This is a genomic window from Natrinema pellirubrum DSM 15624, from assembly GCF_000230735.2.
Classification (GTDB): Archaea; Halobacteriota; Halobacteria; order Halobacteriales; family Natrialbaceae; genus Natrinema; species Natrinema pellirubrum.
This window is the reverse complement of the sequence record NC_019962.1, coordinates 2089066-2111402: the sequence shown is the minus strand read 5'-3', so window position 1 is coordinate 2111402 and position 22337 is coordinate 2089066. Positions and strand designations below refer to the sequence as shown.

Annotated in this window: 25 protein-coding genes and 1 tRNA gene; 10 read left to right on the top strand and 16 right to left on the bottom strand. The window is 66.7% G+C overall.

Annotation, left to right across the window (positions count from 1 at the left end; all coding sequences use genetic code 11):
* Nucleotides 1-83: 83 nt before the first annotated feature.
* From NATPE_RS10155 to NATPE_RS10145, 3 genes are all read right to left on the bottom strand, one after another.
* Nucleotides 84-1238, bottom strand: a complete 1155-nt coding sequence (locus NATPE_RS10155) for a multicopper oxidase domain-containing protein (protein ID WP_006180551.1) — start codon at nt 1236-1238, stop codon at nt 84-86.
* Nucleotides 1239-1401: 163 nt separating this feature from the next.
* Complete coding sequence (locus NATPE_RS10150; RefSeq protein WP_081597653.1) at nt 1402-2232, bottom strand: S1C family serine protease; 831 nt, start codon at nt 2230-2232, stop codon at nt 1402-1404.
* Nucleotides 2126-3487 carry an NAD-dependent succinate-semialdehyde dehydrogenase gene (locus tag NATPE_RS10145; protein WP_006180553.1) on the bottom strand — a complete coding sequence of 454 codons (1362 nt, stop codon included), beginning with the start codon at nt 3485-3487 and terminating at the stop codon, nt 2126-2128. The genes NATPE_RS10150 and NATPE_RS10145 overlap by 107 nt, the downstream gene beginning before the upstream one ends.
* Nucleotides 3488-3680: 193 nt before the next feature.
* Between NATPE_RS10145 and NATPE_RS10140 the strand changes: the two genes are divergently transcribed.
* Complete coding sequence (locus NATPE_RS10140; protein ID WP_006180554.1) at nt 3681-3983, top strand: cupin domain-containing protein; 303 nt, start codon at nt 3681-3683, stop codon at nt 3981-3983.
* Here the strand turns inward: NATPE_RS10140 and NATPE_RS10135 are convergent.
* On the bottom strand, nt 3980-4618 hold the full coding sequence (locus NATPE_RS10135; protein WP_015299017.1) for a uracil-DNA glycosylase family protein: 639 nt from the start codon (nt 4616-4618) through the stop codon (nt 3980-3982). The genes NATPE_RS10140 and NATPE_RS10135 overlap by 4 nt on opposite strands.
* Before the next feature lie 168 nt (nt 4619-4786).
* On the opposite strand from NATPE_RS10135, the gene NATPE_RS10130 reads away from it, so the two are divergent.
* On the top strand, nt 4787-5278 hold the full coding sequence (locus tag NATPE_RS10130) for a metal-dependent hydrolase (protein WP_006180556.1): 492 nt from the start codon (nt 4787-4789) through the stop codon (nt 5276-5278).
* 41 nt (nt 5279-5319) lie between these two features.
* Here the strand turns inward: NATPE_RS10130 and NATPE_RS10125 are convergent, their stop codons facing one another.
* Nucleotides 5320-6198: a COX15/CtaA family protein gene (locus NATPE_RS10125; RefSeq protein WP_015299016.1), complete on the bottom strand. Its 879-nt coding sequence runs from the start codon at nt 6196-6198 to the stop codon at nt 5320-5322.
* Between the two features lie 155 nt (nt 6199-6353).
* On the opposite strand from NATPE_RS10125, the gene NATPE_RS10120 reads away from it, so the two are divergent.
* On the top strand, nt 6354-7484 hold the full coding sequence (locus NATPE_RS10120) for a M24 family metallopeptidase (protein ID WP_006180558.1): 1131 nt from the start codon (nt 6354-6356) through the stop codon (nt 7482-7484).
* 12 nt (nt 7485-7496) lie between these two features.
* Here NATPE_RS10120 and NATPE_RS10115 read toward each other — a convergent pair whose 3' ends face one another.
* The 3 genes from NATPE_RS10115 to NATPE_RS10105 all read right to left on the bottom strand — a co-directional run bounded on the left by NATPE_RS10115 (nt 7497) and on the right by NATPE_RS10105 (nt 10944).
* Nucleotides 7497-8126, bottom strand: coding sequence for a helix-turn-helix domain-containing protein (locus NATPE_RS10115; RefSeq protein ID WP_006180559.1), 630 nt, complete (start codon nt 8124-8126; stop codon nt 7497-7499).
* Between the two features lie 55 nt (nt 8127-8181).
* On the bottom strand, nt 8182-9264 hold the full coding sequence (locus tag NATPE_RS10110; protein WP_006180560.1) for a glutamate--cysteine ligase: 1083 nt from the start codon (nt 9262-9264) through the stop codon (nt 8182-8184).
* A gap of 87 nt (nt 9265-9351) precedes the next feature.
* Nucleotides 9352-10944 (bottom strand): fatty acid--CoA ligase, encoded by a 1593-nt coding sequence (locus NATPE_RS10105; protein WP_006180561.1) that lies wholly within the window; start codon nt 10942-10944, stop codon nt 9352-9354.
* Nucleotides 10945-11321: 377 nt separating this feature from the next.
* Between NATPE_RS10105 and NATPE_RS10100 the strand changes: the two genes are divergently transcribed.
* Entirely contained in the window at nt 11322-11837 is a 516-nt protein-coding gene (locus tag NATPE_RS10100; protein WP_006180562.1) for a hypothetical protein, read from the top strand.
* A gap of 43 nt (nt 11838-11880) precedes the next feature.
* On the opposite strand, the gene NATPE_RS10095 is transcribed toward NATPE_RS10100, so the two are convergent.
* Together NATPE_RS10095 and NATPE_RS10090 are read right to left on the bottom strand one after the other, a co-directional pair.
* Entirely contained in the window at nt 11881-12516 is a 636-nt protein-coding gene (locus NATPE_RS10095; RefSeq protein ID WP_006180563.1) for a fibrillarin-like rRNA/tRNA 2'-O-methyltransferase, read from the bottom strand.
* On the bottom strand, nt 12509-13408 hold the full coding sequence (locus tag NATPE_RS10090) for an NOP5/NOP56 family protein (protein ID WP_006180564.1): 900 nt from the start codon (nt 13406-13408) through the stop codon (nt 12509-12511). The genes NATPE_RS10095 and NATPE_RS10090 overlap by 8 nt, the downstream gene beginning before the upstream one ends.
* A 72-nt stretch (nt 13409-13480) precedes the next feature.
* Between NATPE_RS10090 and NATPE_RS23265 the strand changes: the two genes are divergently transcribed.
* Entirely contained in the window at nt 13481-13609 is a 129-nt protein-coding gene (locus NATPE_RS23265; protein WP_275040163.1) for a hypothetical protein, read from the top strand.
* A 136-nt stretch (nt 13610-13745) separates the two neighbouring features.
* Here the strand turns inward: NATPE_RS23265 and NATPE_RS10085 are convergent, their stop codons facing one another.
* From NATPE_RS10085 to NATPE_RS23260, 4 genes are all read right to left on the bottom strand, one after another.
* Nucleotides 13746-14873, bottom strand: a complete 1128-nt coding sequence (locus NATPE_RS10085) for a DUF63 family protein (RefSeq protein WP_006180566.1) — start codon at nt 14871-14873, stop codon at nt 13746-13748.
* Nucleotides 14874-14969: 96 nt separating this feature from the next.
* Entirely contained in the window at nt 14970-15767 is a 798-nt protein-coding gene (locus NATPE_RS10080) for an inositol monophosphatase family protein (protein ID WP_006180567.1), read from the bottom strand.
* A 172-nt stretch (nt 15768-15939) separates the two neighbouring features.
* Nucleotides 15940-16022: transfer RNA gene (locus NATPE_RS10075), tRNA-Leu, on the bottom strand.
* A gap of 122 nt (nt 16023-16144) precedes the next feature.
* Nucleotides 16145-16273 (bottom strand): hypothetical protein, encoded by a 129-nt coding sequence (locus tag NATPE_RS23260; protein ID WP_006180568.1) that lies wholly within the window; start codon nt 16271-16273, stop codon nt 16145-16147.
* Between the two features lie 101 nt (nt 16274-16374).
* On the opposite strand from NATPE_RS23260, the gene NATPE_RS10070 reads away from it, so the two are divergent.
* Together NATPE_RS10070 and NATPE_RS10065 are read left to right on the top strand one after the other, a co-directional pair.
* On the top strand, nt 16375-16860 hold the full coding sequence (locus tag NATPE_RS10070) for a DUF309 domain-containing protein (RefSeq protein ID WP_006180569.1): 486 nt from the start codon (nt 16375-16377) through the stop codon (nt 16858-16860).
* Between the two features lie 84 nt (nt 16861-16944).
* Complete coding sequence (locus NATPE_RS10065; protein ID WP_006180570.1) at nt 16945-18369, top strand: amidase; 1425 nt, start codon at nt 16945-16947, stop codon at nt 18367-18369.
* Nucleotides 18370-18386: 17 nt separating this feature from the next.
* Here the strand turns inward: NATPE_RS10065 and NATPE_RS10060 are convergent, their stop codons facing one another.
* On the bottom strand, nt 18387-18989 hold the full coding sequence (locus tag NATPE_RS10060; RefSeq protein WP_394296293.1) for a trimeric intracellular cation channel family protein: 603 nt from the start codon (nt 18987-18989) through the stop codon (nt 18387-18389).
* Between the two features lie 191 nt (nt 18990-19180).
* On the opposite strand from NATPE_RS10060, the gene NATPE_RS10055 reads away from it, so the two are divergent.
* From NATPE_RS10055 to NATPE_RS10045, 3 genes are all read left to right on the top strand, one after another.
* The gene (locus NATPE_RS10055; protein ID WP_006180572.1) at nt 19181-20023 is read left to right on the top strand and encodes an aldo/keto reductase; all 843 of its coding nucleotides are present in this window, start codon (nt 19181-19183) and stop codon (nt 20021-20023) included.
* A 103-nt stretch (nt 20024-20126) separates the two neighbouring features.
* Entirely contained in the window at nt 20127-20897 is a 771-nt protein-coding gene (locus NATPE_RS10050; protein ID WP_015299014.1) for a hypothetical protein, read from the top strand.
* 80 nt (nt 20898-20977) lie between these two features.
* Nucleotides 20978-21172 carry a DUF7333 family protein gene (locus NATPE_RS10045; protein ID WP_006180574.1) on the top strand — a complete coding sequence of 65 codons (195 nt, stop codon included), beginning with the start codon at nt 20978-20980 and terminating at the stop codon, nt 21170-21172.
* A gap of 135 nt (nt 21173-21307) precedes the next feature.
* Here the strand turns inward: NATPE_RS10045 and NATPE_RS10040 are convergent, their stop codons facing one another.
* Nucleotides 21308-22279 carry a phosphoadenosine phosphosulfate reductase family protein gene (locus tag NATPE_RS10040; protein ID WP_006180575.1) on the bottom strand — a complete coding sequence of 324 codons (972 nt, stop codon included), beginning with the start codon at nt 22277-22279 and terminating at the stop codon, nt 21308-21310.
* Between the last annotated feature and the right edge of the window lie 58 nt (nt 22280-22337).

The window sequence follows — 22337 nt, the reverse complement described above, 5'->3', positions numbered from 1 at the left end:
CCGTTGGAGTCGGAGCGAAAAACCGAGTAGCTATCTCGATGGAAAGCAGTCACGGCCTCGAGACCGGCCGTGATCGGGTCGGGTCAGCCCTCGTAGCCCGCGTAGGACATGAGGTCGGCGAAGACGTCGGTGTCCATCGCGTCCCGGTAGACGATGCCGTTGACCATGCCGCCGGGATAGGAGTCGCCGTTCATCGCGTGGTTGACCTTGTGACAGTGCATGAGGTAGATGCCGGGGTCGGCATTGGCCTCGAACTCGACGGTGTGACGTTCTGCAGGCGCGATGTTGGTGACGTCCTGTTCGTACTGGGCCGCCTCGGGGAGCTGGCCGCCGTCTTTCTCGATCAGCCGGAAGCGGTGGTTGTGCGTGTGCATCGGGTGGGACATATAGCCCGCGTTGACCATGTGGAGGCGGACGGTATCGCCGTGGTCGACGATGATCGGGGAACCCTCCTCGGGGTGGAGCGTCCGCGGGAGGCTCTTGCCGTTGATCGTGAACACGTCGGGGTTGCGGTTCCGGGGGCTGTAGTCGACGTCCTCGCCGGCGAACTGGCGGTTGACCCGCGAATCCCAGTCTTTCAGCGTGAAGAAGTACTCCTTGTCGGCGGGCTCGTACCCCTTCGGATCGACGCGGAAGATACCGTACATCCCCATGTCGATGTGGCGATGGGTCTGGTAGTGGCAGTGATAGAGGTGCGTTCCCGGGACGTTCGCCGGAATCGTGTAGGTGTGTTTCTCGCCGGGGTTGACCGTGATCCCCGTCGTCGTCGGGACGCCGTCGTTCTCCCAGGTCTTCTGTGCCCCGTGGAAATGCAGCGTGTGCGGGTGATCGTTGCCCGTGTTGTCGAGGGTGACTTCGATGTCGTTGCCCTCGGTCGTTCGGAGGATCGGGCCGGGAACGCTGGGTTCGCCGTCGTCGGCCTTGAACGCCCAGACCCGCGGCAGTTCTACCGGTCCGCCCATCGAGTCCATCGGGTGGACCGCGTGTTGGGCCGATACCGACTGCAGCGTCACGCTCCCGCCCTGCTCGTCGACCTGTACGACCTCCGGGGAACTCGTCCACGGCAGGTCGGGTTCCGACCCCGCGGACTTCGCGGACGGCTCCTCGGAGCCGGCGTCTCCCTGAGAGCCCCGACTCACACAGCCGGCCATGCCGGTCAGTGCCGCCACGCCACCGGTCGCAGCAACGAATTCGCGTCGCGATAGCCCCAGTCCGGGTGCGCCGATTCGATCACTCATGACAGTTCGTGCTAAGAATAGCCGGCGTATAACGGGGTCAATCGGTTCTTACCGGCCGAGAAGACCCAGGAACATGTTCTCGTATGGTACTTAAATGGCGATCCGTACGTCCCCCCTGAGTCACGGCCGGCCGAGAACCGGGACACGGCACGGGCCCGTCCCGCTATCGGTACGGCCCGCGACGCGCGGGACGGGTCCCGAGTTCGAGCGAGACGGACCGTTCGGTGCCGTCGCGGCGGACGGTCAACTCGACGGTATCGCCCGGTCGCGTCTCGAGCGCGAGATAGCGCTCGAGGTCCTCTTTCGTCGCCAGTGCCGTCCCGTCGACGGCGAGAAGAACGTCACCGCCGACGGGCACGCGTCTCCGACCGGTGTACTCCGTTCCGGGACTCGGCTCGAGGACGCCGGCCGCCGGCCCGCCGCCGACGATATCGACGACGAGTAGCCCGCCGCGGTCCGCGAGGTCGTTCGCGGACGCGACGGCGGGCGTGACGTCGGTGAACGACGCGCCGAGAAACGAGTGGTCGTACGCCCCGTCTTCGACGAGTTCGGGGACGACGCGTTCGGTCAGTGCCGCGGAGATGCCGAAGCCGACGTTGTCCCCGCCGCCGGAGTTGATGACCGCGGCGACCGCGCCCTCCAGCGTCAGCAGCGGGCCGCCGCTGTTGCCCGGGTTGACCGCGGCGTCGGTCTGGATCGCGTCGGGGATGCTGTAGCCGGTCGGTGCCGGGATCGACCGGTCGACGCCGCTGACGATCCCCGTGGTGAGCGTCCCCTCGAGATCGAAGGGGTTGCCGATCGCGACGACCTCCCGACCGACGGCCGGCGGGTCGTCGACGGAAAGCGAACAGGACTGGTGAGCAGGTTCGAACGGGTGTCTCAGCTGCTCACTCGACCCAGACCGTCTTCCGGTTGACGAACTCGAGCATGCCCTCTCGCGCGAGTTCGCGCCCGTAGCCCGACTCCCCGACGCCGCCGAAGGGAACCCGCGGATCGGATTTGACGAGTTGGTTGACGTAGACACAGCCCGCGTCGATCTCGCGGGCGAGCCGTCGGCCGCGCTCGCGGTCTTCCGTCCAGATGGTCGCCCCGAGGCCGAACTCGGTGTCGTTGGCTTTGGCGACGAGGGCGTCCTCGTCGTCGATTTCGTAGACCGCGGCGACCGGCCCGAACGTCTCCTCGCTGTCGGCCGGACAGCCCTCGGGAACGTCCGCGAGGATGGTCGGCGGATAGAACGCGCCCTCGCGGTCCAGCGGTTCGCCACCGGTGAGTAGCTCCGCACCGGCCGCGACACTGGCCTCGACCTGTGCGTGGAGTTCGTCCATGAGGTCCGCCCGGGCCTGCGGGCCGATATCCGTCTCCCCGTCCGTCGGATCGCCGACGGTCAGCGACTCGACCTCGTCGACAAAGGCCTCGAGGAACCCGTCGTAGACGTCGGTGTGGACGAGGAATCGCTTGCCGGCGATGCAGGACTGACCGCCGTTCTGGTTGCGCGCCCACGCGCCGGTCTCGGCCGCGGCCTCGATATCGGCGTCGTCGAGAACGACGAACGGGTCGCTCCCGCCCAGCTCGAGGACGGACTTTTTGAGTTGGTCGCCCGCCGTCGAAGCCACGGCGCGACCGGCCGGACCGCTGCCGGTGACGGTCGCGGCTTTGACGCGGTCGTCTTCGATGACGTCGTCGACAAGATCCGAGGAAATCAGCAGCGTCTGGAAGACGTCCTCGGGATAGCCCGCTTTTCGGAACACGTCCTCGATCGCTTGCGCGCAGCCGGGGACGTTCGAAGCGTGCTTGAGCAGCCCGACGTTCCCCGACGTGAGATGGGGTGCCGCGAATCGGAACACCTGCCAGAACGGGAAGTTCCACGGCATCACCGCCAGGATCGGACCGAGCGGATCGTAGACCGTCTCGACCGACGAGCCCGGCGGGCTCGGATGGCCGTCGGCCGAGAGGTAGGCGCTGCCGTGTTCGGCGTAGTGGTCACAGACCCAGGCACACTTCTCGACCTCGGCGATCGCCTGCGAGATCGGCTTCCCCATCTCCCGGGTCATCGTCTCGGCGTACTCGCGCTTGTTCTCGCGAAGCACGTCCCCTGCGGCCGCGAGCAGTTCCTCACGCTCGCGGATCGGTCGGTCCCGCCACTCCTCGTAGGCCGCCGTTGCCCGCTCGAGGGCGTCGTCGACGTCGGATTCGGTATGCTCCTCGACCGTCCGCTCTCGCTCGCCGGTGGCCGGATTGATGACCTCCATACGAAACTCCATCATTACGCATTCAGTTTAACTTTTCGTCGGAAACAAGGATTCAGTTCAAATAGAACGTCTTGGGATGTCGTGTATTCGACTGCCGATCGGCTCCACCGCCGACAGCGCGCCGGCTACGTCGTCGATCGGGTCGAACCGATTCGTCCGGAGGTATAAGTCCACGACCCGTTTCGATTCGTATATGCCCGAAGTCACGTCGCTCGAGCGCCTCGACGATGCGCCCCACGCAGAAGTCTTCGACGTACAGACGCCACGAACCGTCCGTCTCGAGTTGACCGAGGAGCAGCGTGTTCCCGAACACCGCCATCCGGAGTCGAACGTCGTCCTCCACCTGCTCGAGGGAGCCGTCGAACTCACCCTCGGCGACGAGGTCTACGACCTCGAGCCGGGCGATATCGCTCGGTTCGACGGTGATCAGGACATCTCTCCGTACGCGCGCGAGGCGAGTACGGCACTGCTCGTTTTCGCCCCGAAGACCGATTAGCCGACCGTCGTCGCGACTCCTTTCGTCTGCCGGTAATCGCTCGCGAGCAGGGCCTCGAGCCGCGAGACGATCGCCTCGCGGTCGCCGTCGATCCACTCGCTTGGCTCCCTGATCGGAACGACCAGTACCCCTCGTCCGCGGATCTCGCGGGCGTGTAGCGCAGCCATCTCGAGGGTGTCGTCGTACCGACGGCGTTGGGTCGTGTACTCCCGGAGGACCCGGTCGGTCGCACGGGCACCGACCGGCAGGAGGATATGTGCGTTGATCGCGCGGAGTTCGGCGTCGAAAAACCGCTCGAGGTCGGCGTAGTCGTCGTCGGTCGGCGCTTCGTCCGCGGGCAGGCTACAGAGGTAGACGTAGCTCCAGAAACAGTTCTCGAGGACGGGGCCGTCCGACGAGCCGCTCGCGAACCCGACCGCGCGAACGACGTCCTGGACGGCGAGTCCGGCCTCAGTTTCGGTGAACGGGATCCCGGTCGTTTCGCCGCCATGGACGCCGGGATAGTCGCCGATCACGTGGAAGTCGGCGTTGGCGTCGCCGTAGCCGAAGACGGCGGCCCGGTCCTCGGGGTCGGAGCGGTCGACCGGCGCACGCAGTCCGAACGGGTTGCTCGTCCTGTCCGTAACGTTTCGCACAGCCGTTCGGAGGCGGTTCGCGATCAAAACCGCATCGGTCGCGGCGAACGGGGCCGCCCGCCACCGGTCCCGTTCGCTACTGGGTACGCTCCGGGCCGGTATCGCCCTGTCCGCCGTTCGCGGGCGGATGGCGGTGGCTTTATGCCCCGTTGGCCGATCATGTCGCACATGTATCAGGTGGGCCACTACGGCGGTGCGCTCACGGCGTACGCACCGCTTGGCACCATCATCGCCGTGGGCGGCTACGGCGAGGTCGCGATCGTCGGCGGCCTCGTCTGTGTCGCGCTCTCGACGCTGCCGGACTACGACCACCGGCTCCCGCTGATCGACCACCGCGGGCCGACCCATACGATCCCGTTCGCGCTGTTGGTCGGCATCGGCCTCGCGACGATCACCGGCGTCCTCGTCGACGCGTCCTCGGCCTTCGCCGACGTCGGCTTCGTGACTTTCGCCTTCCTCGTCGGTTTCGTCTCGGTCGGCTCCCATCTGTTCGTCGACGCGCTGACGCCGATGGGCGTCCGCCCGTTCTGGCCCCTCTCGCGGCGACGCTACTCCCTCGAGGTGACGACCGCGGCGAACCCGGTCGCGAACTACGGACTGTTCGGACTGGGTCTTGGCTCGATTCTCACGGGGGCCGCGATCGTCGTGGTTATGGGCTGATCCGACTCGGAAGAACGGTGGCGGGTCCGGTCCGTACCCGGTCAGGGCGAGAGCGCGTCGGCGCCACCCTCGGTCGCGTTCGCGGAGCGGGTAAGCACCAGTCCGGCGAGGAAGGAGACCAGCGAGACGGCCACCGCGACGAGGTACGGCACCTCGAGCGCGGGGTTGATCGCTTGCCGGCCGAAGAAGAGGACGGCGATCACGATCGGCGGTGCCGCAAGCAGCGGGATGACGGCGCGACCCGTCAGGCGGCGACGACCGACCATCGCGGCGACGATCGCCGCACCCAGCAGGACGAGCGTCACACCGTACTGGGCCATCTGCATCGTCGGCGAGTAACTCGAGAGCGCCGAGCCGACGACGGGGCTGAGCGCGACGTGGACGGGCAGGGCGACGAGCCCCAGCACGAGCGCGGCGGCGACGTGGCGGCCGGTCAGTCGGTGTGCCCACACGAGGACGGTCGCGACCAGAAACAGGGTGAAGATGGTGACGGCCGTCCAGAAGTGCAAGGAGAGGATATCCATCGTGTACGTGGTGACCGTCTCGCGACCGAGCGCGACCTGGACCGGCGTCAGGACCATCCCCAGGACGACCAGGCCGGCCACGTTTCGGTCGATATCGGGCAGTCGCCAGGCGGCGATCGCGGAGCCGATGATGGCGAAGCCGGCGAACATCGAGACGAAGCGGTGGAACCACTCGTAGAAACTCGGGAGGTTCGCTGGGAACAGGTTAAACGGTCCGGCGTCACACTGCGGCCAGTTGGCCTCGCAGGCCAGCCCGGAGCCCGTCGCCTTCGCGGCGATCCCCAGCAGGATCGTCGTCGCGACCAGCGCGAGCGTTACCGTCAGCAGGTGCGGGAAGCCGAACCGATCGATCAACGATCGAAACCTCGAGTCGGGCGTGTGATTATCGTACGACACGGTCTCTAGCGGCCGTTAGGACGGCCCCTACTTAGGTTGACCGAGTCGTCCGATTCGCTGGGAATCGGGGCGGGATACCGTTCTTGTGGCTCCCTCACGGGACCCCGCAGACCGGCGTTCGCCGCATTCAAGACGCGGCCTCGCAAGCACCCGATATGGACAAACACGACCGGCTCGAGGCCCACCTCGAGTCCACCGGACTCGATTCGGTCTGGTTCGCTCGGCCGAACGCATTCGCATGGCTCACCGGCGGGAACAACGTCGTCGACCGCGAGGGCGACGCCGGCGTCGCCGCCGTCGGGTACGACGGGACCGAGATCACGCTCGTGGCGAACAACATCGAGGCCGATCGCATCGTCGCCGAGGAACTCCCTGACCTCGATGCCGACGCGGTGTCGGTCGTCGAGTTCCCCTGGCACGCGTCGTCGCTGGCCGCGGCGATCGCCGAGCGCGTCGGCCCGGACGAACGGGCGGCCGCGGACATCGAGGTCCCGGGCCTCGAGCGCGTCGATCCGACCGCGCTGCGCCAGCCGTTGACCGAGCGCGACCGGGAGCGCTACCGCGACCTCGGCGAGGAGACGGCGGCCGCCGTCGAATCGGTCTGTCGGGAGCTACAGCGCGACGATACGGAACACGAAGTCGCCTCGGCGCTGCAGGTCGCGCTGTCGGCCCGGAACATCGAGACGCCGGTGGTTCTGGTCGGCGGTGCCGAACGCGTCCAGCGCTACCGCCACTACACCCCGACCGAGGCCGAACTCGGCGACTATGTCCTCGTCTCCGTGACCGCCGAACGGGGCGGTCTCCACGCGAGTTGTACCCGAACCGTGGCGTTCGACCCGCCGGCCTGGCTCGAGGAGCGCCACAGAGCGGCCGCTCGCGTGGAGACGACGGCGCTGGCGGCGACGCAGGCGGCGGCCATCGATGGTGAGACCGACGGCAGCGGAACCACCGGCGGTACCGCAGGAGCCGTGTTCGCGGCCATACAGGATGCGTACGACGCGGTCGGCTACGAGGGCGAGTGGCGACATCACCACCAGGGCGGGGCCGCCGGCTTCGCCGGTCGGGAGTGGATCGCCACGCCCGGCCATGATGCGCCCGTCAAAGCGCCGATGGCTTACGCGTGGAACCCCACAGTACAGGGCGCGAAAAGCGAGGATACGGCGCTCGTCACCGACGACGGGATCGACGTCCTGACGGCGACGGATCGCTGGCCGACCATGACTGCGACGGCGGTCGATCGAGATCTCGAACTCGAGCGGCCGGTCCCGCTCGTCCGCGAGGCGTAAGTCGGCTCCCGACTACTCGTCGCCGTCCGCCGGGTCGTCGGCATCCGTCCCGATGGGGTCCGTGTCCGTCTCATCCTCGAACTCGATGACGTCGGCGTCGTCCGACTCGTCGGACTCGCGGGTCGGTGCCGTGTCGTCGATCGTGATCGTCACCGGTTCGGTCTCGTCCTCGAGATCGGGCGGCGTCCCGCGGTCGGCCTCCCGATCGACGATACGATCGAGCGTGAAGATCGTGTTCAGTTCCGCCTGGACCTGGTCGACGACACCGCCGACGAGTTCGCTGGGCTGGATCGCGGTGTACTCGTAGGGGTTGTTGCCGGCCCCCTCGTTTTCCCGTTTCTCCCGCGTGACCCGTTCTTCCTCGTGGAGTTCCGCCAGCGCCTCGCGGACGGTGCTGGGATAGAGACCGGTCCCCTTCGCGACCTCCTCGGACGTACTCCCCGGGTTCGCGAGCAGGAACACGTAGATCTTCGCGCGGGTCTCCGTATCGAGGATCCACGAGAGCAGGTCGATCAGCCGCTGGTCGAGTTCTTCGACCGTCGGATTACGGCGCTCTCCACCCGGCTCGACGACGTCGTGGTCCTCGAGCGGTTCGTCTCCCTCGCCGTCGACCGGACCCTCGTCAGTGTCGTCGAAACTCATGTGTTTTCTCGTACAGGTGGAGGCTTCCCGCGGAGTTAAACCTTTGTGGGGGTCGTCACTCGGTCTGCAGAAACAGCGAGTCACACAGCGCGTCCGGCCCCTCGTCCTCGAGCAGCCGGCGCTGGCGGTCAGCGCCGCTCTCGCGCTCGTAGACCCGTTTGATCCCGTCGATTCCGAGTCGTTCACACTCCCGGTCGACGAGTTCGCCCAGTTCGACGGTCCCCTCGAGTTCGCGGTCGATGAAGGACGCGTCCTGTCCGTACCGGATGGCGCGCCACTTGTTCTCGTCGAGCAGTTCCCGCCGGTGATCGTGGCCGGTCGCGCCGTCCTCGTACTCCTCGGCCAGGGCCTCGACGAGCGCGTGGGCGTACTCGACGAACGCCAGCACGACATCGGGGTCGGCCTGGCCGTCAGGCGTTCGTAACTCGACGGTGCCGTGGGCGGTGTGGGGTCGGACGTCGTACCAGAGTTCGCCCCGGTCGTTGATCGAGTCCGTCTCGAGCATCCGGCGCTCGAACCGGTCGAAGGCCTCGAAGTCCTCGAAGTGGGTCGGCATGCCGGTGTTGGGAAGGGCCTCGAAGATCTTCGCGCGGGCGGACTGGAGCCCGGTGTCGAACCCGTTCCAGTACGGCGAGTTTGCCGAGAGGGCGAGCATGATCGGCACGTACCACCGCAGTTCGTTGGCGATCCAGACCGCCTTGTCGGCGTCGTCGACGCCGACGTGGACGTGGACCCCCGCCGTCGTGTTCCGGTGCTGGGGATACTGGATCCGGTCGAGCTGTGCCCGATAGCGGGGTTTCTCGGCGTGTTCGAGTTCCTGCCACTTCGCCAGCGGGTGAAGGCCCGCGGCGGCGATCCGGTAGCCGTGTGCCTGGGCGTGGTCGACTAATGCCTGCCGGATCGCAAGCAGCGAGTCGCGGGCGTCGTCGGGGTCCTCGATCAGCGGCGTCTGGGTCTCGATGACGAACTTGAACAGTTCGTGATCGAGTCGGCCCTCGAGGATCTCGGGCGGGTCGTGTTCGTAGACGAGGTCGTCGGTCCCGCTGGTGGGGCGACCGTCCTCGTCGACGACGAAACACTCCTCCTCGATCCCCAACGTACCCATGCGCGTAAACGACTCTCGGGACCCGCGTTCCATCGTATCGCCTTTTCGACGCCGACAGTAAATACGGTTTGGAGTCGGAGCGTTCGGCCGGAACGTCGGCCGGCCGTCCCGCTCGTGCGATCAGGACGTGACGGTCTCGGGTTCGGGCTCGAGGTCGGCCTCGTCCTCGCGGAGCTTGAACTTCTGGACCTTCCCGCTGGGGTTCTTGGGGAGTTCGTCGACGAAGTAGTAGGTCCGTGGCCGCTTGAAGTCGGCCAGTTGGTCACTCTCGCGGACGAACGCGTCGAGGTCCGCCGCCTCGACGCCGTCGGCGACGACGTAGGCGGCGACCCGCTCGCCCCACTCGTCGTCGGGTTCGCCCACGACGGCCGCCTCCTCGACGGCGTCGTGGGCAAAGAGCGCGTCCTCGACCTCGGCCGGATAGACGTTCTCGCCGCCGGAGACGATCATGTCGTCCTTGCGGTCGACGACGTAGAGGTAGCCGTCGTCGTCGCGATAGCCCAGATCGCCGGTGTAGTACCACGTCGTGCCGTCGGCCTCGCGCAGCGACTCCGCGGTCGCCTCCGGTCGGTTCCAGTACTCGCGCATCGTACAGGGGCTGGCGATCAGGATCTCGCCGATCGCTCCCGGCTCGACTTCAGCGTCCGGATCGGCGTCAGGTTCGACGATCCGCAGCCGATGGTTGAGCGCCGGCAGGCCGGCCGACCCCTGTTTCGAAAGCTGGTCCTCGGGTGGCTGGAAAACGCCGGCCGGGCCGATCTCGGTCATCCCGTACGCCTGCAGATAGTCGTCACAGAGGTACTCCCGGCAGTTCGCGAGGACCTGTTCGGGCATCGGGGCCGCGCCGTAGAGGCCGAGCCGGAGCGAGGCAACGTCGACGTCCGCTTCGGCGGCGGTCATCGATAGCGCGTTCCAGGCCGTCGGGGCCGCAAAGAGGAGCGTGACGCCGTGTTCCTCGACCGCCTCGAGCGTCGCCTCCGGATCGAACTCGTGGTGGATGACGCTGGTCGCGCCGCGGTGGATCCGCGGGAAGAGGTTACAGTGGAGTTCGGCGCAGTGATACAGCGGCATCACCGACAGTCCGACGTCGTCGCGGGTCATCTTCCCCTCCGCGATACACAGGAGGTTGTGTTCGACCATATCGCGGTGTTCGTGGACGACGCCCTTCGGCCGGCCCGTCGTCCTCGACGTATAAATAAAGGCGTACACGTCGTCTTCGGCGACGCGAACGTCGGGCTTCTCCGGAGAACCCGACTCGAGCAGGTCGTAGAACCCGCGGGCGTAGTCGGGGACCGCCTCGCGGTCGTCGTCGATGAACACGTACTCCGAGACGGTCTCGAGGTCGGGTTTGGCACCTTCGACGGCCTCCCGCGTGTCGGCTTCGAACAGCACCAGCTCGGCCTCGGCATCGTTGACGATGTACTCGATCTCCCCCGCCGGCAGCCGGAAGTTCAGCGGGGTGAAGACCGCGCCGATCTTCGCGCAGGCGTAGACGGTCAGGGCCATCTCGGAGCCGTTGTACAGTACCGTCGCTACTCGATCCCCTTTCTCGATGCCGGCCTCGAGCAAGGCGTTGGCCAGCCGATTGACCCGCTTGTCGAACTCGGCGTAGGTCCAGTGCTGGTCCTTCCGTGGATAGACGATCGCGTCCCGGTCGGGGTGGCGCTCGACCGTCCCCTCGAGCGTGTCGCCGATAGTGGGGTGTTCTGACATACCACGCTCGCGTACCACGACCGATCATATAGTAGTTAGTATGCGGCCGTTCGTCCGTGGCTCGACGGATTTGTCTCGTCGGAGTCGAGTGCCGCGACAACAGGGCCGGGGTGGCCCGGGTGGGACTCGGTAACTCAGTGACTAGTTGAAGCCGCTCCCACGAACGGCTGCGTTAACACCCCACACGAACGGTCATGAGTGTACCGGCTGGGTTCGTCTCTCACGTGAGGAAAGAAAAATCGGGAACCGTTCTCGACCGAACTCCAACGTCCGCTGAAACGTCCGGTTCCGGAAATCCCAGACGAGCAGCTACGGTACTGCTTCTTCTCCAGTACTTCTGCAGCAGTATTTTAGGGATTGTTTGTGTTTATGGCACCATGAACGAAACAATAGAGTTCGAGACGAGTTACGAGGAGTTGGAATTCTTTCACAACGACGACCTTGTGGGAATAATGTATCTAAGATCTACCGGTGGCAAACGGTTCTCTGAAGATTTACAGTATCCACCCCACCTCATGCCAGCGAATGGACGATATCTCGGAGCATCGCACACGGTCTCCCTGTCGGTCTCCGATGAAGCGTTCTCTATCTCTCCGTCCGTCAGATCTGATGTCTCAATACAACAGTTTGTAGGCCGGATTTTTGGCTTCGCATTCGATGCTCCGGCCTTCAAATTGTACACTCTCACTACTGATGACTTGGTCGCTCAGATTCAATTAGACCCCGCGCATCTCCCAAAGTGGCTGAGTGATGAAGGTGATGTCTGTTATATGTCAATTCGGGTTGAGTACGACCACGAGGCAATGCTGGACCACTATAGCGAAGACGAAATCGAAGCGAAGCGAAAACAGTTCCCGGAGAAGGTAGCTGACATGGAAGAATTGAGACTGTAGGGCGCAGCCGGCGGTACCGGATCAAAATCGCGCTGGGATCACCTCACAGCGACTGCGCAACGATCCCGAGATGATCCGTATGATACCGCTCGAGCCGTTCCGTCTCCACGATCTCGTATCCCTCTGCCAGTTCCGCCTGAACGTCCTCGAACACGTCTTCCGGGGCTCGAGTCACGTCCTCGCTCCGGGCCTTCACGGCCAGCAGCAATCGCCCGTCGTCAGCCAGGAACCGCCGGTTCTCGAGCGCGACCCGCGCCTGCCCGCGCGTCGCCACGTCCTGGACGATCACGTCGACGTCGGACTCGACGACGTGGGCGTAGCTCTCGGGCTTCCGGGCGTCTTTCAGCAGCGGGAAGAGTCGATCCCGCGATTCCGCGGCCTCGAGCAGGTCCCGGGCCGGCCGCGCGGCGAACTCGACGGCGTAGGTCGGGCCGGCGAAGTCGGCCACGTGACTCACGGTCGTCCCGCTGGCGGCCCCCAGATAGAGGACCGTCTCGCCGCCCTCGAGGCCCGTGTCCATGCCCAGCTCGAGCATCGAGCCGAGCTTGGACCGGTTCGGGTTCCACGCGCGCCACTCCCCATCGGTCGGTTCGCCGTAGACCGGTTCGCCCTGCGTCGCGAGCCGCTCGGTCCCGTCGAACTCGCGGCGCTGGACCCCCGCCGGCAGGGCCTCACTCATCGTCGATACCTCCGTCGGTCGCCGCCTCGTCTCCACCGTCCCCATCCGCGTTTCGCGCCTGAATCGTCTCGATCCGCTCGGCGAGTTCGGCCTCGAGTTCCGGCTTCAGGTCGCCCGAGTAGTGATCGACGCGGGCGGCGATAGCGAGTTTCCCCGCGACCGCACGCGCCGCCGAACCGCGCTCGTCGGGGTGGGTCCCCCGCACCGCGTCGTGGGTGTAGATGATCCCGTGTTTGGGCGAGGGAGCGTGGCCCCGCAGGTGGGCGAATAACGCGTCCTCCGCGCCCAACACCTGTACCGTGCCGCTGGGTTTCTTCGCGAGTGCCTCGAGGCCGCCGGCCAGCGAGATCAGCCGCGCCGCCAGCACGGGGTCGGCCAGCGCCGAGAGGTTCGGCGCGACGGCCGGCGTCTGGCGCTCGACGAACTCCCGGAGTTCGTCGGCCTCGTCCGCGAGGCCGGCAACCCGTTCGGCCAGCGATCGAATCGCGGGCTCCTCGAGCCCGTCCTCGTCGTCGCTCGCCAGTCGTCGCGCGTACTCGACACCGGTCCCCGCATCGGGGTCGACGGTGCCGGCCCACTCCGCCAAGCGTTCGGCGAGTTCGTTGGCCGTCCGCTCACAGTCGTCCATGGCTCTGATCGCGTGGACCAGCTGCTGGTCGTCGGCTCGCTCGCGCTTGCGGACCGCTTCGCGAGTTGCGGCCATCGTCGCCTCGTGAAGCCGGTCGTAGTAGTCGTCCCTCGAGTCGGCGTAGCCGTCCTCGACGGCTGCGGTTGGCCACTCCCGCGGCGCTTCGGCACTGCCCTCGGTGATCGCGTCGGCGGCGGCCTCGAGATCCCCCGGCTGTAGGTCGGAGAACCAGCCCGCCGTCGCGGCGTCGGTCTCGTCGGTCATTGTGGCAGGGTAGACCCCGTGGTTGTAAATGCGTTCCCGAAACGACGAGCGGGCAGTTCCACGGTCCGAACAGTGCCGTCTCAGTCCGAGGAGACGCCGACGGCAGTCGAGGACGTGGTGCTTACTCAGGCGCACTTCGATGCGGCACTCGAGGGATTCCGTGGCGAAGCCGACGACAGCGCGGAAGCCGACGACCTGTAACGGTCGGCCGTCGTTGAGAGACGCCTGCTACTGCCCGTTTTTTGAACCCGTCTCTTCCCGAGTTCGCGAGCGTCGAGACGAGTGATTTCCGGCGTCTGTCGACGTACTCGAGCCGCGGAAAACGGAACCGAGTCGCTTACACGCCGAACGTCGCCCGCAGCATGTCGCGGGTCCCGGGGCCGAGGCCGACGGCGACGACGGTGATCATGAGCAAGACGGCGTAGCGCGGGCTGTCCTCGAAGACCGTCTCGTCGAAGATCCAGATGACGAAGACGGCGGCGGCGAGTTTCACCAGCAGGAACGGCCACGCGGAGCCGGTCGCCGACACCACATCGGCGGGCAACACGTCCGCAGTCGTGTTGGCGATGGCGCGGTTGATCGGGTGTTTCGGGACGAGGTTGGCCGGGAGGCCGAGCGTCGTCGCCCAATCGAGGCCGATCACGTTCGCGACCCCGTCGACCGCGTGGGCCCAGATGACCACGATCCCCATGTATCGGGTGCCGCGGTTCAGTTCCGGCGCGTACGTTTCGATCCCGAACCAGGTGATCGCCGTCGCGACGGTCGCCCCGACGAGGACGACAAGCGGGATCAGCGGGTAGAACTCCGCGTAGGGCTCCGTCGCTGCCGTGTAGGCCAGATACGCGACCGTGACCGTCAGGACGGTAGCTCCGATGCCGGCCAGCGGATACTCATAGCCCGAGACGTAGTCGTTGCGCTCGAGCCAGACCGAGGTCACGACCGCAAAGAGCGCGATGAAGAAGACGGTGAAGTAGATCAGCGGGCTGATGATGAACCCCGACCACGGGAGCTGGATGGCCATCTCGCCGGCGTACTCGTAGGCGGCGGCGTTGGCGTCCTCGACGACGCGCAGGGCCCCGCCAAAGAGCATGAACGGGAACAGGGCGAAAAAGCCCGCACGATACCGCTCGATCTCGAGCCGGCGCACGAGGAAGATGATCCCGATCAGCAACAGGACCAGCGTGGGGATGTAGCCGGCATAGGAGACGAACGTGTAGCCGGGCTCGGCCGTCGGTCCGGCGTTGGCGGCCGCTTCGGTGCAGGGAACCTGTTCGCCGCCGGCCCAGGCGACGCAGTTCCAGCTGTGTGCGTCGGCGACGACGGGGCCCCAGAAGTACTGCCAGATGAACTCGACGTACACCCGCTGGGGGAAGATCACCGCCCCGAGGGTAACGGCGACCGCGAGCGTGGCGACGGTCGCGGCCCAGACGCGCTCGGCCCCGAACCGGTCGATGAAATCGTCCATACCGGAATCCCGTAGTGGGGGGCGCTTACCGTTTCCGATTTCAGCCCGCCTGACACTCACGATTGCCCGTCGACGAGCGCCGTGGGACGGACCGTCTCAGCCGTCGATCTCCCGGGCTGCCGCGAGGACGGCGTCGTGAATCTCGCCGTTCGAGGCGACCAGTCCCTCACTGTCGTGTCGCCAGCGCTCCCCCGAGAGGTCGGTGACGACGCCGCCGGCCTCGCGGACCATGCCGACGCCGGCGACGGTGTCCCAGGGGTTGGCCCGCACGTTGGTCAGCGTCCCCTCGAGCGCGCCCGAGGCGACCATCGCCAGCTCGAGTTGGGCGCAGCCGTACCGACGCATGTCGTCGAACCGCTGGACGATCGCCCGGGTCGCGGCGGCGTACTCGTCGCGCCGGTCGCGGCCCCACCAGAACGTCGGGCAGACGGTGGCGGCCGCGGGATCGTCGCAGTCGCTGACCGACAGCGACTCGTCGTTTCGGGAGATGCCGTCGGGGCCGACCCGGTAGACGTCCCCGAGTGCGGGGCAGTCGAACGCGGCGGCGACCGGCTCACCGTCGATCACGGCCGCGACGGCGGTGCCGAACGCCCGGGACCCGTCGACGTAGTTGTTCGTTCCGTCGATGGGATCGACGATCCAGGCCGGCCCCGACTCGGGGACCTGCTTCAACGCGTCCTCCTCCTCGCCGACGACGCGATCGTCCGGGAACGTCTCCCGAATCGTCTCGATGACTCGCTCTTGGGCGTCGCGATCGACCTGCGTGACGACGTCGGTTTCCCGGTCTTTCGACTCGATCTCGAGGTCGGTCCGGAACGAGTCGGCCGCGACGGCGGCTCCCGCCGCGGCCGCGCGAACCGCGACGGCCTCGCGGCGGGACGTGGCTTCGCTCATGTCCGTTCTCGGTGGCCGGGCCGGAAAAGTGGTCGTGATATCCACAGATCGGAACCACGTTCCATCGTAGCGTTCGCGTTACTCGAGCGGACACAGCGTTTGCTGTCCGTTTCGTCGGTCGGCAGAAGTTTGCGAGGGCAAGACGCTCCGTCTTGCCGCGCACTATGGTGAGTGCGAGGGGAGGGGATCGAACCCACGAACTCCTACGAGAGCGGATCTTGAGTCCGCCGCCGTTGACCGCTTGGCTACCCTCGCACGCGTCTTCCTCTGGGGCCGCCCGGAGGTTAAATCGTCCGATTCGGATCGGCGGTGGCCCGAAAACGGATCCGTTCCGTCCCGTCGTCGGGGATGGCGGCGGGCCACGAGTGACGCCTGACTCAGACGGCCCGCGTCTCGAGGTCGGCCTCGGTGTAGCGCCGGTCGCAGTTCACACACTGGTAGTCGCCCTCGATATGGGCGTAGAGGCGTTCCCCGCAGTGCTGGCAGCGGCCGTACGGATGCTCCATACTGCGACGTAAGGGATCACATCCGAATAAAGGCGGTGCTTACACACTCGCCGCCTGAAGTGACCGATGGAGGTTTCCGGCGCTCGACCGTTCGGTCGGGTATGGACGACCACACCCGGGACCCGACGGTCGAGCCGCCCGCCGGAACCCCGACCGGATGGGATCCAGAGGCGGGTCGCTGGGACCACGCGACGCTCCGCCGGGCGACGGTCCACGGCGTCGCGTGCTACAACGCGGGCGCGTACCACGAGTCACACGACTGCTTCGAAGCGGAATGGTACAATTACGGGCGGGGTTCCACCGAGAGCGCCTTCTGTCACGGACTCGTGCAGGTCGCAGCCGGAGCCTACAAGCACTTCGATTTCGGGAACGACGACGGAATGCGGAGCCTGTTCGAGACCGCGCTGCAGTACCTCCGGGGAGTACCCAACGACTACTACGGCGTCGACCTCCTCGCCGTCCGGACGACGCTGACCAACGCCCTCGACGACCCCGCGGTTCTCGAGGGCTGGCAAATCGAAATCGACGGGGAGGCCCCGGTCGCCACCGACGCCGACTTCGCGTACGCCGCGGGGCTCGAGGAGTAGCTGTGCCCCGCCAATCGTTTCTTGACGATCCATGTCGTCGAAACCCGAGCCAACATATATCACGGACGGTGTCGTTCACCCGGTATGTCATCCGAAACGGAACTCACGCGACTCTCCGCGACGGCTCTCGCGGCTCGCATTCGGAACGGCGACGTCACCGCGACCGAGGCGGTCGAGGCCCACCTCGAGCGAATCGACGAGCGCGACGGCGAGATCAACGCCTTCGTCACGGTCTGTGCAGAGGCGGCCCGCGATGCGGCGGCGGAGGCCGACGCCGCGCTCGAGGACGGCGCGGACGTGGGCCCGCTCCACGGGGTCCCGCTCGCGCTGAAGGACTTAGGCGCGCTGAAGGCCGGCGTCCGACACACGTACGGCTCGGCGCTGTTCGCCAACCACGTCGCTGACCGGACCTCGGCGATCGTCCAGCGGCTCGAGGATGCCGGCGCGATCGTGATCGGAAAGACGAACACGCCGGAGCTGGGCCACAAGGGGACGACCGACAATGAGGTAATCGGGGCGACCGCGTCGCCGATCGATCCCGACCTGAACGCCGGGGGCTCCTCCGGGGGCTCGGCGGCGGCACTGGCGGCCGGGATGGCCCCGATTGCGACCGGCAGCGACGCGGGCGGGTCGCTTCGCATCCCGGCCGCGGCCTGTGGCGTCTACGGGTTCAAACCGACGTTCGGGCTGGTACCCGATGACGGCCGTCCGAGCGCGTTCGGCCGGGAGCTCCAGCACACCACGAAGGGGCCGATGACCCGGACCGTCGCCGACGCCGCCCTGTTGCTGTCGATCATGGCCGATCCCCACCCCGATGATCCCAACAGCGTTCCCGTCGAGATCGACTATCGGGACGCGGTCGAGCGATCGATCGACGACTACCGGATCGCCTACAGCCCCGACCTCGACGTCTTCCCCGTCGCCGACGAGGTGCGTGCGGTCGTCGACGACGCGGTGACCGCCTTCGCGGACGCGGGTGCGACCGTCGACGAGATCAGCGTCGATCACGGCTACTCGATGGCCGAACTGAGCGAGGCCGCGATGCCGGCGTATACGACCTCCGTCCTCGAGAGTGCGACGGTCATGGAGGAGGCCCACGGCGTCGACTTTCGGGCACAATCCGACGAGGTCTCGGACAGCCTGCTTGCGATGCTCCACGTCGCCGACGATCACGGGCCCGCTGACGTCGCCCGGTCGGGGATCGTCCGCACTGGCGTGTACGACGCCGTTCAGGACGTACTGGCCGATTACGACCTGCTCGTGGCCCCGACGCTGTCGGCGGCCGATGTCTCCCTCCACGCCGATCTCGAGGCCGAGGCCTGGGAGTGGCCCATGACCTGGCCGTTCAACTGGACCGGCCACCCCGTCGCCTCGGCCCCCGCCGGGCTGACCGAGCGCGGCGGTCCCGTCGGCCTGCAACTGGTCGGTCGCCGCTTTGCCGACGACGACGTCCTCGCGGTGAGTGCGGCCCTCGAGCGCGAGCGGCCATGGGACGGGCTCTACGACTAGGTGGTCGCTGCCGGCGCTCAGATCGACTCGAACCGCTGTGCCGTCGGGAGCGCCCAGCCGTACGTGACCGCGGCCAGTCGGCTCCCGACGGTTATCGCGGCGCAGGCGGCCGCGGCAGTGGTTCCCGACGCGCCGACGGTCGCCACGATCCAGTAGGTCGTTCCGCCCAGCACGGCGCAACTCGCGTAGAAGTCCTCGAACAGGATGAACGGCGGCCGGTCCAGCAGGACGTCGGCGATCGCGCCGCCGCCGACGGCGTTGATCGTCGCGATGACGACGACACCGAAACTCGAGACGCCGGCTCCGGACGCCACGATGGCCCCGGCCGTGGTAAACGCGGCGAGGCCGACGGCGTCCGAGACGAGCGTGACCGGGTGATCATCCGGCGACTCGAGAGCGATGCTGAGTCCGATCGCCAGGGCGATGCCGAGGAGTCCGAGGCCGATCTCCGTGGGATCGCTCAGCGCGAGCGGGACGCGATTGACGAGGAGATCGCGCGTCGCGCCGCCGGCGAAGGCCGTGGCGAGGCCGACGACCGCGATCCCGAACAGATCGTACTCTTCGCGGATCGCCTTGCTCGCGCCGACGAGCGCGAACGCGACCAACCCGACCGCGTTCATCGCGACGAACGGGTCGGCGAGTACTGCGGTAGCGACGTCCCGTATCACGAGGGAGTCTCCGTCCGGAACGGCCTTGAGCGCTACGCATCGCTCGGTCCGGCGCGCGGCGTTCCCGTTCCGATCACCAGCGGACACCCGACTCGCTCTCCGCAACCCAAACCCATTTTCGCTCGCTGGCCCACTTCCTGCATATGGGAACGAACGACGCCGAGACAGTCGCACCCGAAACGTGTCCGACAGCGAACGGCATGCCGATGCTCGGTCTGGGAACCTGGCAGAACGACGATCCCGAGCAGTGTGCCGAGAGCGTCCGTACGGCCCTCGAGACGGGCTATCGCCACATCGACACTGCCCAGGCCTACGACAACGAGGAAGCGGTCGGCGAGGGGATCGCCGCCGCCGACGTCGATCGCGAGGAGATCTTCCTCGCGACCAAGGTCTGGATCTCGAATCTCGACCACGACGACGTCCTCGAGACGGCCCGTGCGAGTCTCGACCGGCTCGGCGTCGACTACGTCGATCTGCTCTACGTCCACTGGCCGGCCGGCGAGTACGACCCCGAGGGGACCCTCTCGGCGCTCTCGGAACTGTACGACGAGGGCCTGATCGAGAACGTCGGCGTGAGCAACTTCCGCCCCGAGGACCTCGAGGTAGCCGTCGACGTCTGTGACGCCCCGATATTTGCGAACCAGGTCGAACTCCACCCGCTCCTTCCCCAGGAGGAGATCCGAGCAGCCTGCGAGAACGACGACGTCGAGGTCGTCGGCTACTCGCCGCTGGCCCGCGGGCAGGTCTTCGACCAGCCGGAAATCCAGGAGATCGCCGAGAAACACGGCGTCACCGAAGCACAGGTCAGCCTCGCCTGGGCCCGCGAGAAAGGCGTCACGGCGATCCCGAAGGCGACCGGCGAGGACCACATCGGCGATAACTGGGCCTCGCTGACGGTCGACCTCGAGCAGGAGGATATCGACGCGATCGACGCGATCGACGAGACGAGCCGCGAAGTCGACCCCGACTTCGCACCCTGGAACTGAGCGGAGCCACAGTCGCGAGTCGCGTTTTTCCGTCCGGTATCGACCTGTCGTTCGCAAAGAAAGAGAAGGAAAGTTTACGGTACGCCGGCTTTTTGGCTCGCGTATGTCTACCCGCTCACGAAGCGGTGGCGGCGGTGGGCTCGTCGGCGCGGTCAGAGCCGACATCCAGCGGTTACACGGGGCCTGGATGGAGATCGTCTTCCCCAGGCAACGTGGCCGTGGCCACTCCGTCATGGGCAAGTGGCAACCCGAGAGCCTCCCACAGAAGGTGGCCTATCACGGCTGGAGCGCGCTCGGGGTCGTCGGCTTGCTCCTCCTCTACCCGCTTACCGTCCTCGGCCTCGCGACCCGCTACTACGCGGCGAAACTCGACTCGACACGGACCCGGCTGGGTATCGTCGGCGTTACCGGCATCGCCCTGCTCGGCTGGGGCCTCCTGACGATCGCCTGGGGGGCGATGTCGTACATGGAACAGGTCGATATCCCCCTCGAGGCGGTGCTTGCGGTCGCGGCGGCAAGCGGCGTCGCGACGGTCGCGACCGCGCTCGCCGCGTCGGCGACGAAGGTCGGCGGCCGCGGGACGACGGTCGTCTTCGCCTACCCCTTCGCGATGACGGCGTTGTTCCTGCCGCCGGTCGTCGCCGCCCTGGTCACGCCATCGCTGCATCCGTACATCCTCGACCCCAGCTACGAGTTCGCCGCCTGGGCGCTGGACAACGTGTTGGTCGTCGGCGGCCTCAACGAGTATCTCCGGAGCAACTTCACGCTCGAGGGGGCGGCCTACGCCGGGATGTGGCTCGGGATTTCGTTCCCGCTGGGCTGGTTCTTCGGGGTCGTCGTCGCGTTGGCGAACCTTGTTCGCCCCTCGCAGTAGGCTGTTTCCCTTCTCCCAACCGACGTGAACGGACTGCCGATTCCCGATACCATTAGGGGCCCCTGTCCTAACGGTCGCCCATGGAGTTCAACCAGACGACGACGGCGGCCGCGTTCCTCGCGATAATCGTGATCGGCGTCGGCGGCCTCGTCGCCGCGCCGATGATGGCGACGGAGACCGTCCTGATGATGGTCGCACCGTCGATGATCGCCTTCGGACTGATCATGCTCGCCATCGGCGTCAAACACGGCGAGTACCGCGCAACGGGCCGATAACGAACGGGTTCGACCCGGACTGCGTTCTCTCCTGAAGACCGGTGATCACGACGTTGTCACCGTCGACACTCCTCGAGACGCTGCAACCGGAAGAAACGGGTAGTTAGCTGGCGAACGAGCGGCGGCGCCGACGGCCTACATGTAGCCGAGGTCGCGCAGGCGCTCCATCAGGTCTTCCTTGTCCTGGGCGCGGCCGGCGCGTTCGGTCGTCCCCTCGAGGTCCTGCAGCCAGGCGGGGTCCTCGTCGGACTTTTCGGTGCTGACTTCGCTGCCCAGCGAGCGGAAGCCGGCGAAGTACTTCGGCGAGATCGGGACGTCTTCCTGAGTGACGCCCTCGGGGAGGTCGTCGTCGGCCTCGGGGACGTAGCCCTCCTCGGGGAAGTCCTCGACCGTGTCCGGTACGACGAAGTTCCAGAAGGCGTCCCAGACGGCGGCCTCGTCGAACTGCAGGATGGGCTGGATGCGGTCGTGGGGCGGGTAGATGTCGGGATCGTGTCGCGGCGAGAAGAACGTCTCGTCGGCGCGGGCCTCCTGTTCGTCCCAGCGGACGCCGGAGATGACGCCGTCGATGTCGTACTCCTCTAGGGCGTCGTTGAGCGCGACCGTCTTCAGCAGGTGGTTGCCGACGTAGGTATCCAGCAGGAACGGGAAGGTGTCCTCCTCGTACTCGAGGATCTCCCGGACGTGGTGCTGGTTGTGGTCGGAGAGTTCCGAAATGTCGATGTCGTCGCCGGGCTCTAAGCCGTGTTCGTCGACGTACGCGCCGACGTCCTCGTTGCGCGCGTAGATGACCTCGAGGTCCCACTCGTCGGCCCAGTGGTCGACGAAGTCGTGGATCCCGTCGAAGTGCTGGTAGTGGTCGATGAAGACCGCGGGCGGTACCTCGAGGTCGAAGCGGTCGGCGACCTCTTTGATGAAATACAGCGTGAGCGTCGAGTCCTTGCCGCCGGTCCACATCACGGCCGGGTTCTCGTAGGACTCGAGCCCCTCGCGGGTGACCTCGATGGCCTTCTCGATCTTGTCCTGAATGTGCTGGTAGTCCTCGGGGTCTTCGCCGTTGCCGTCGTCGTAATCGACGTCGACGTAGTCGGGGAAGTTCTCGGTCATCTCGTGTAATTAGATGTAATTAGGAACTGTAAATCCTTTGGGTCGGCGGAAACGCCTG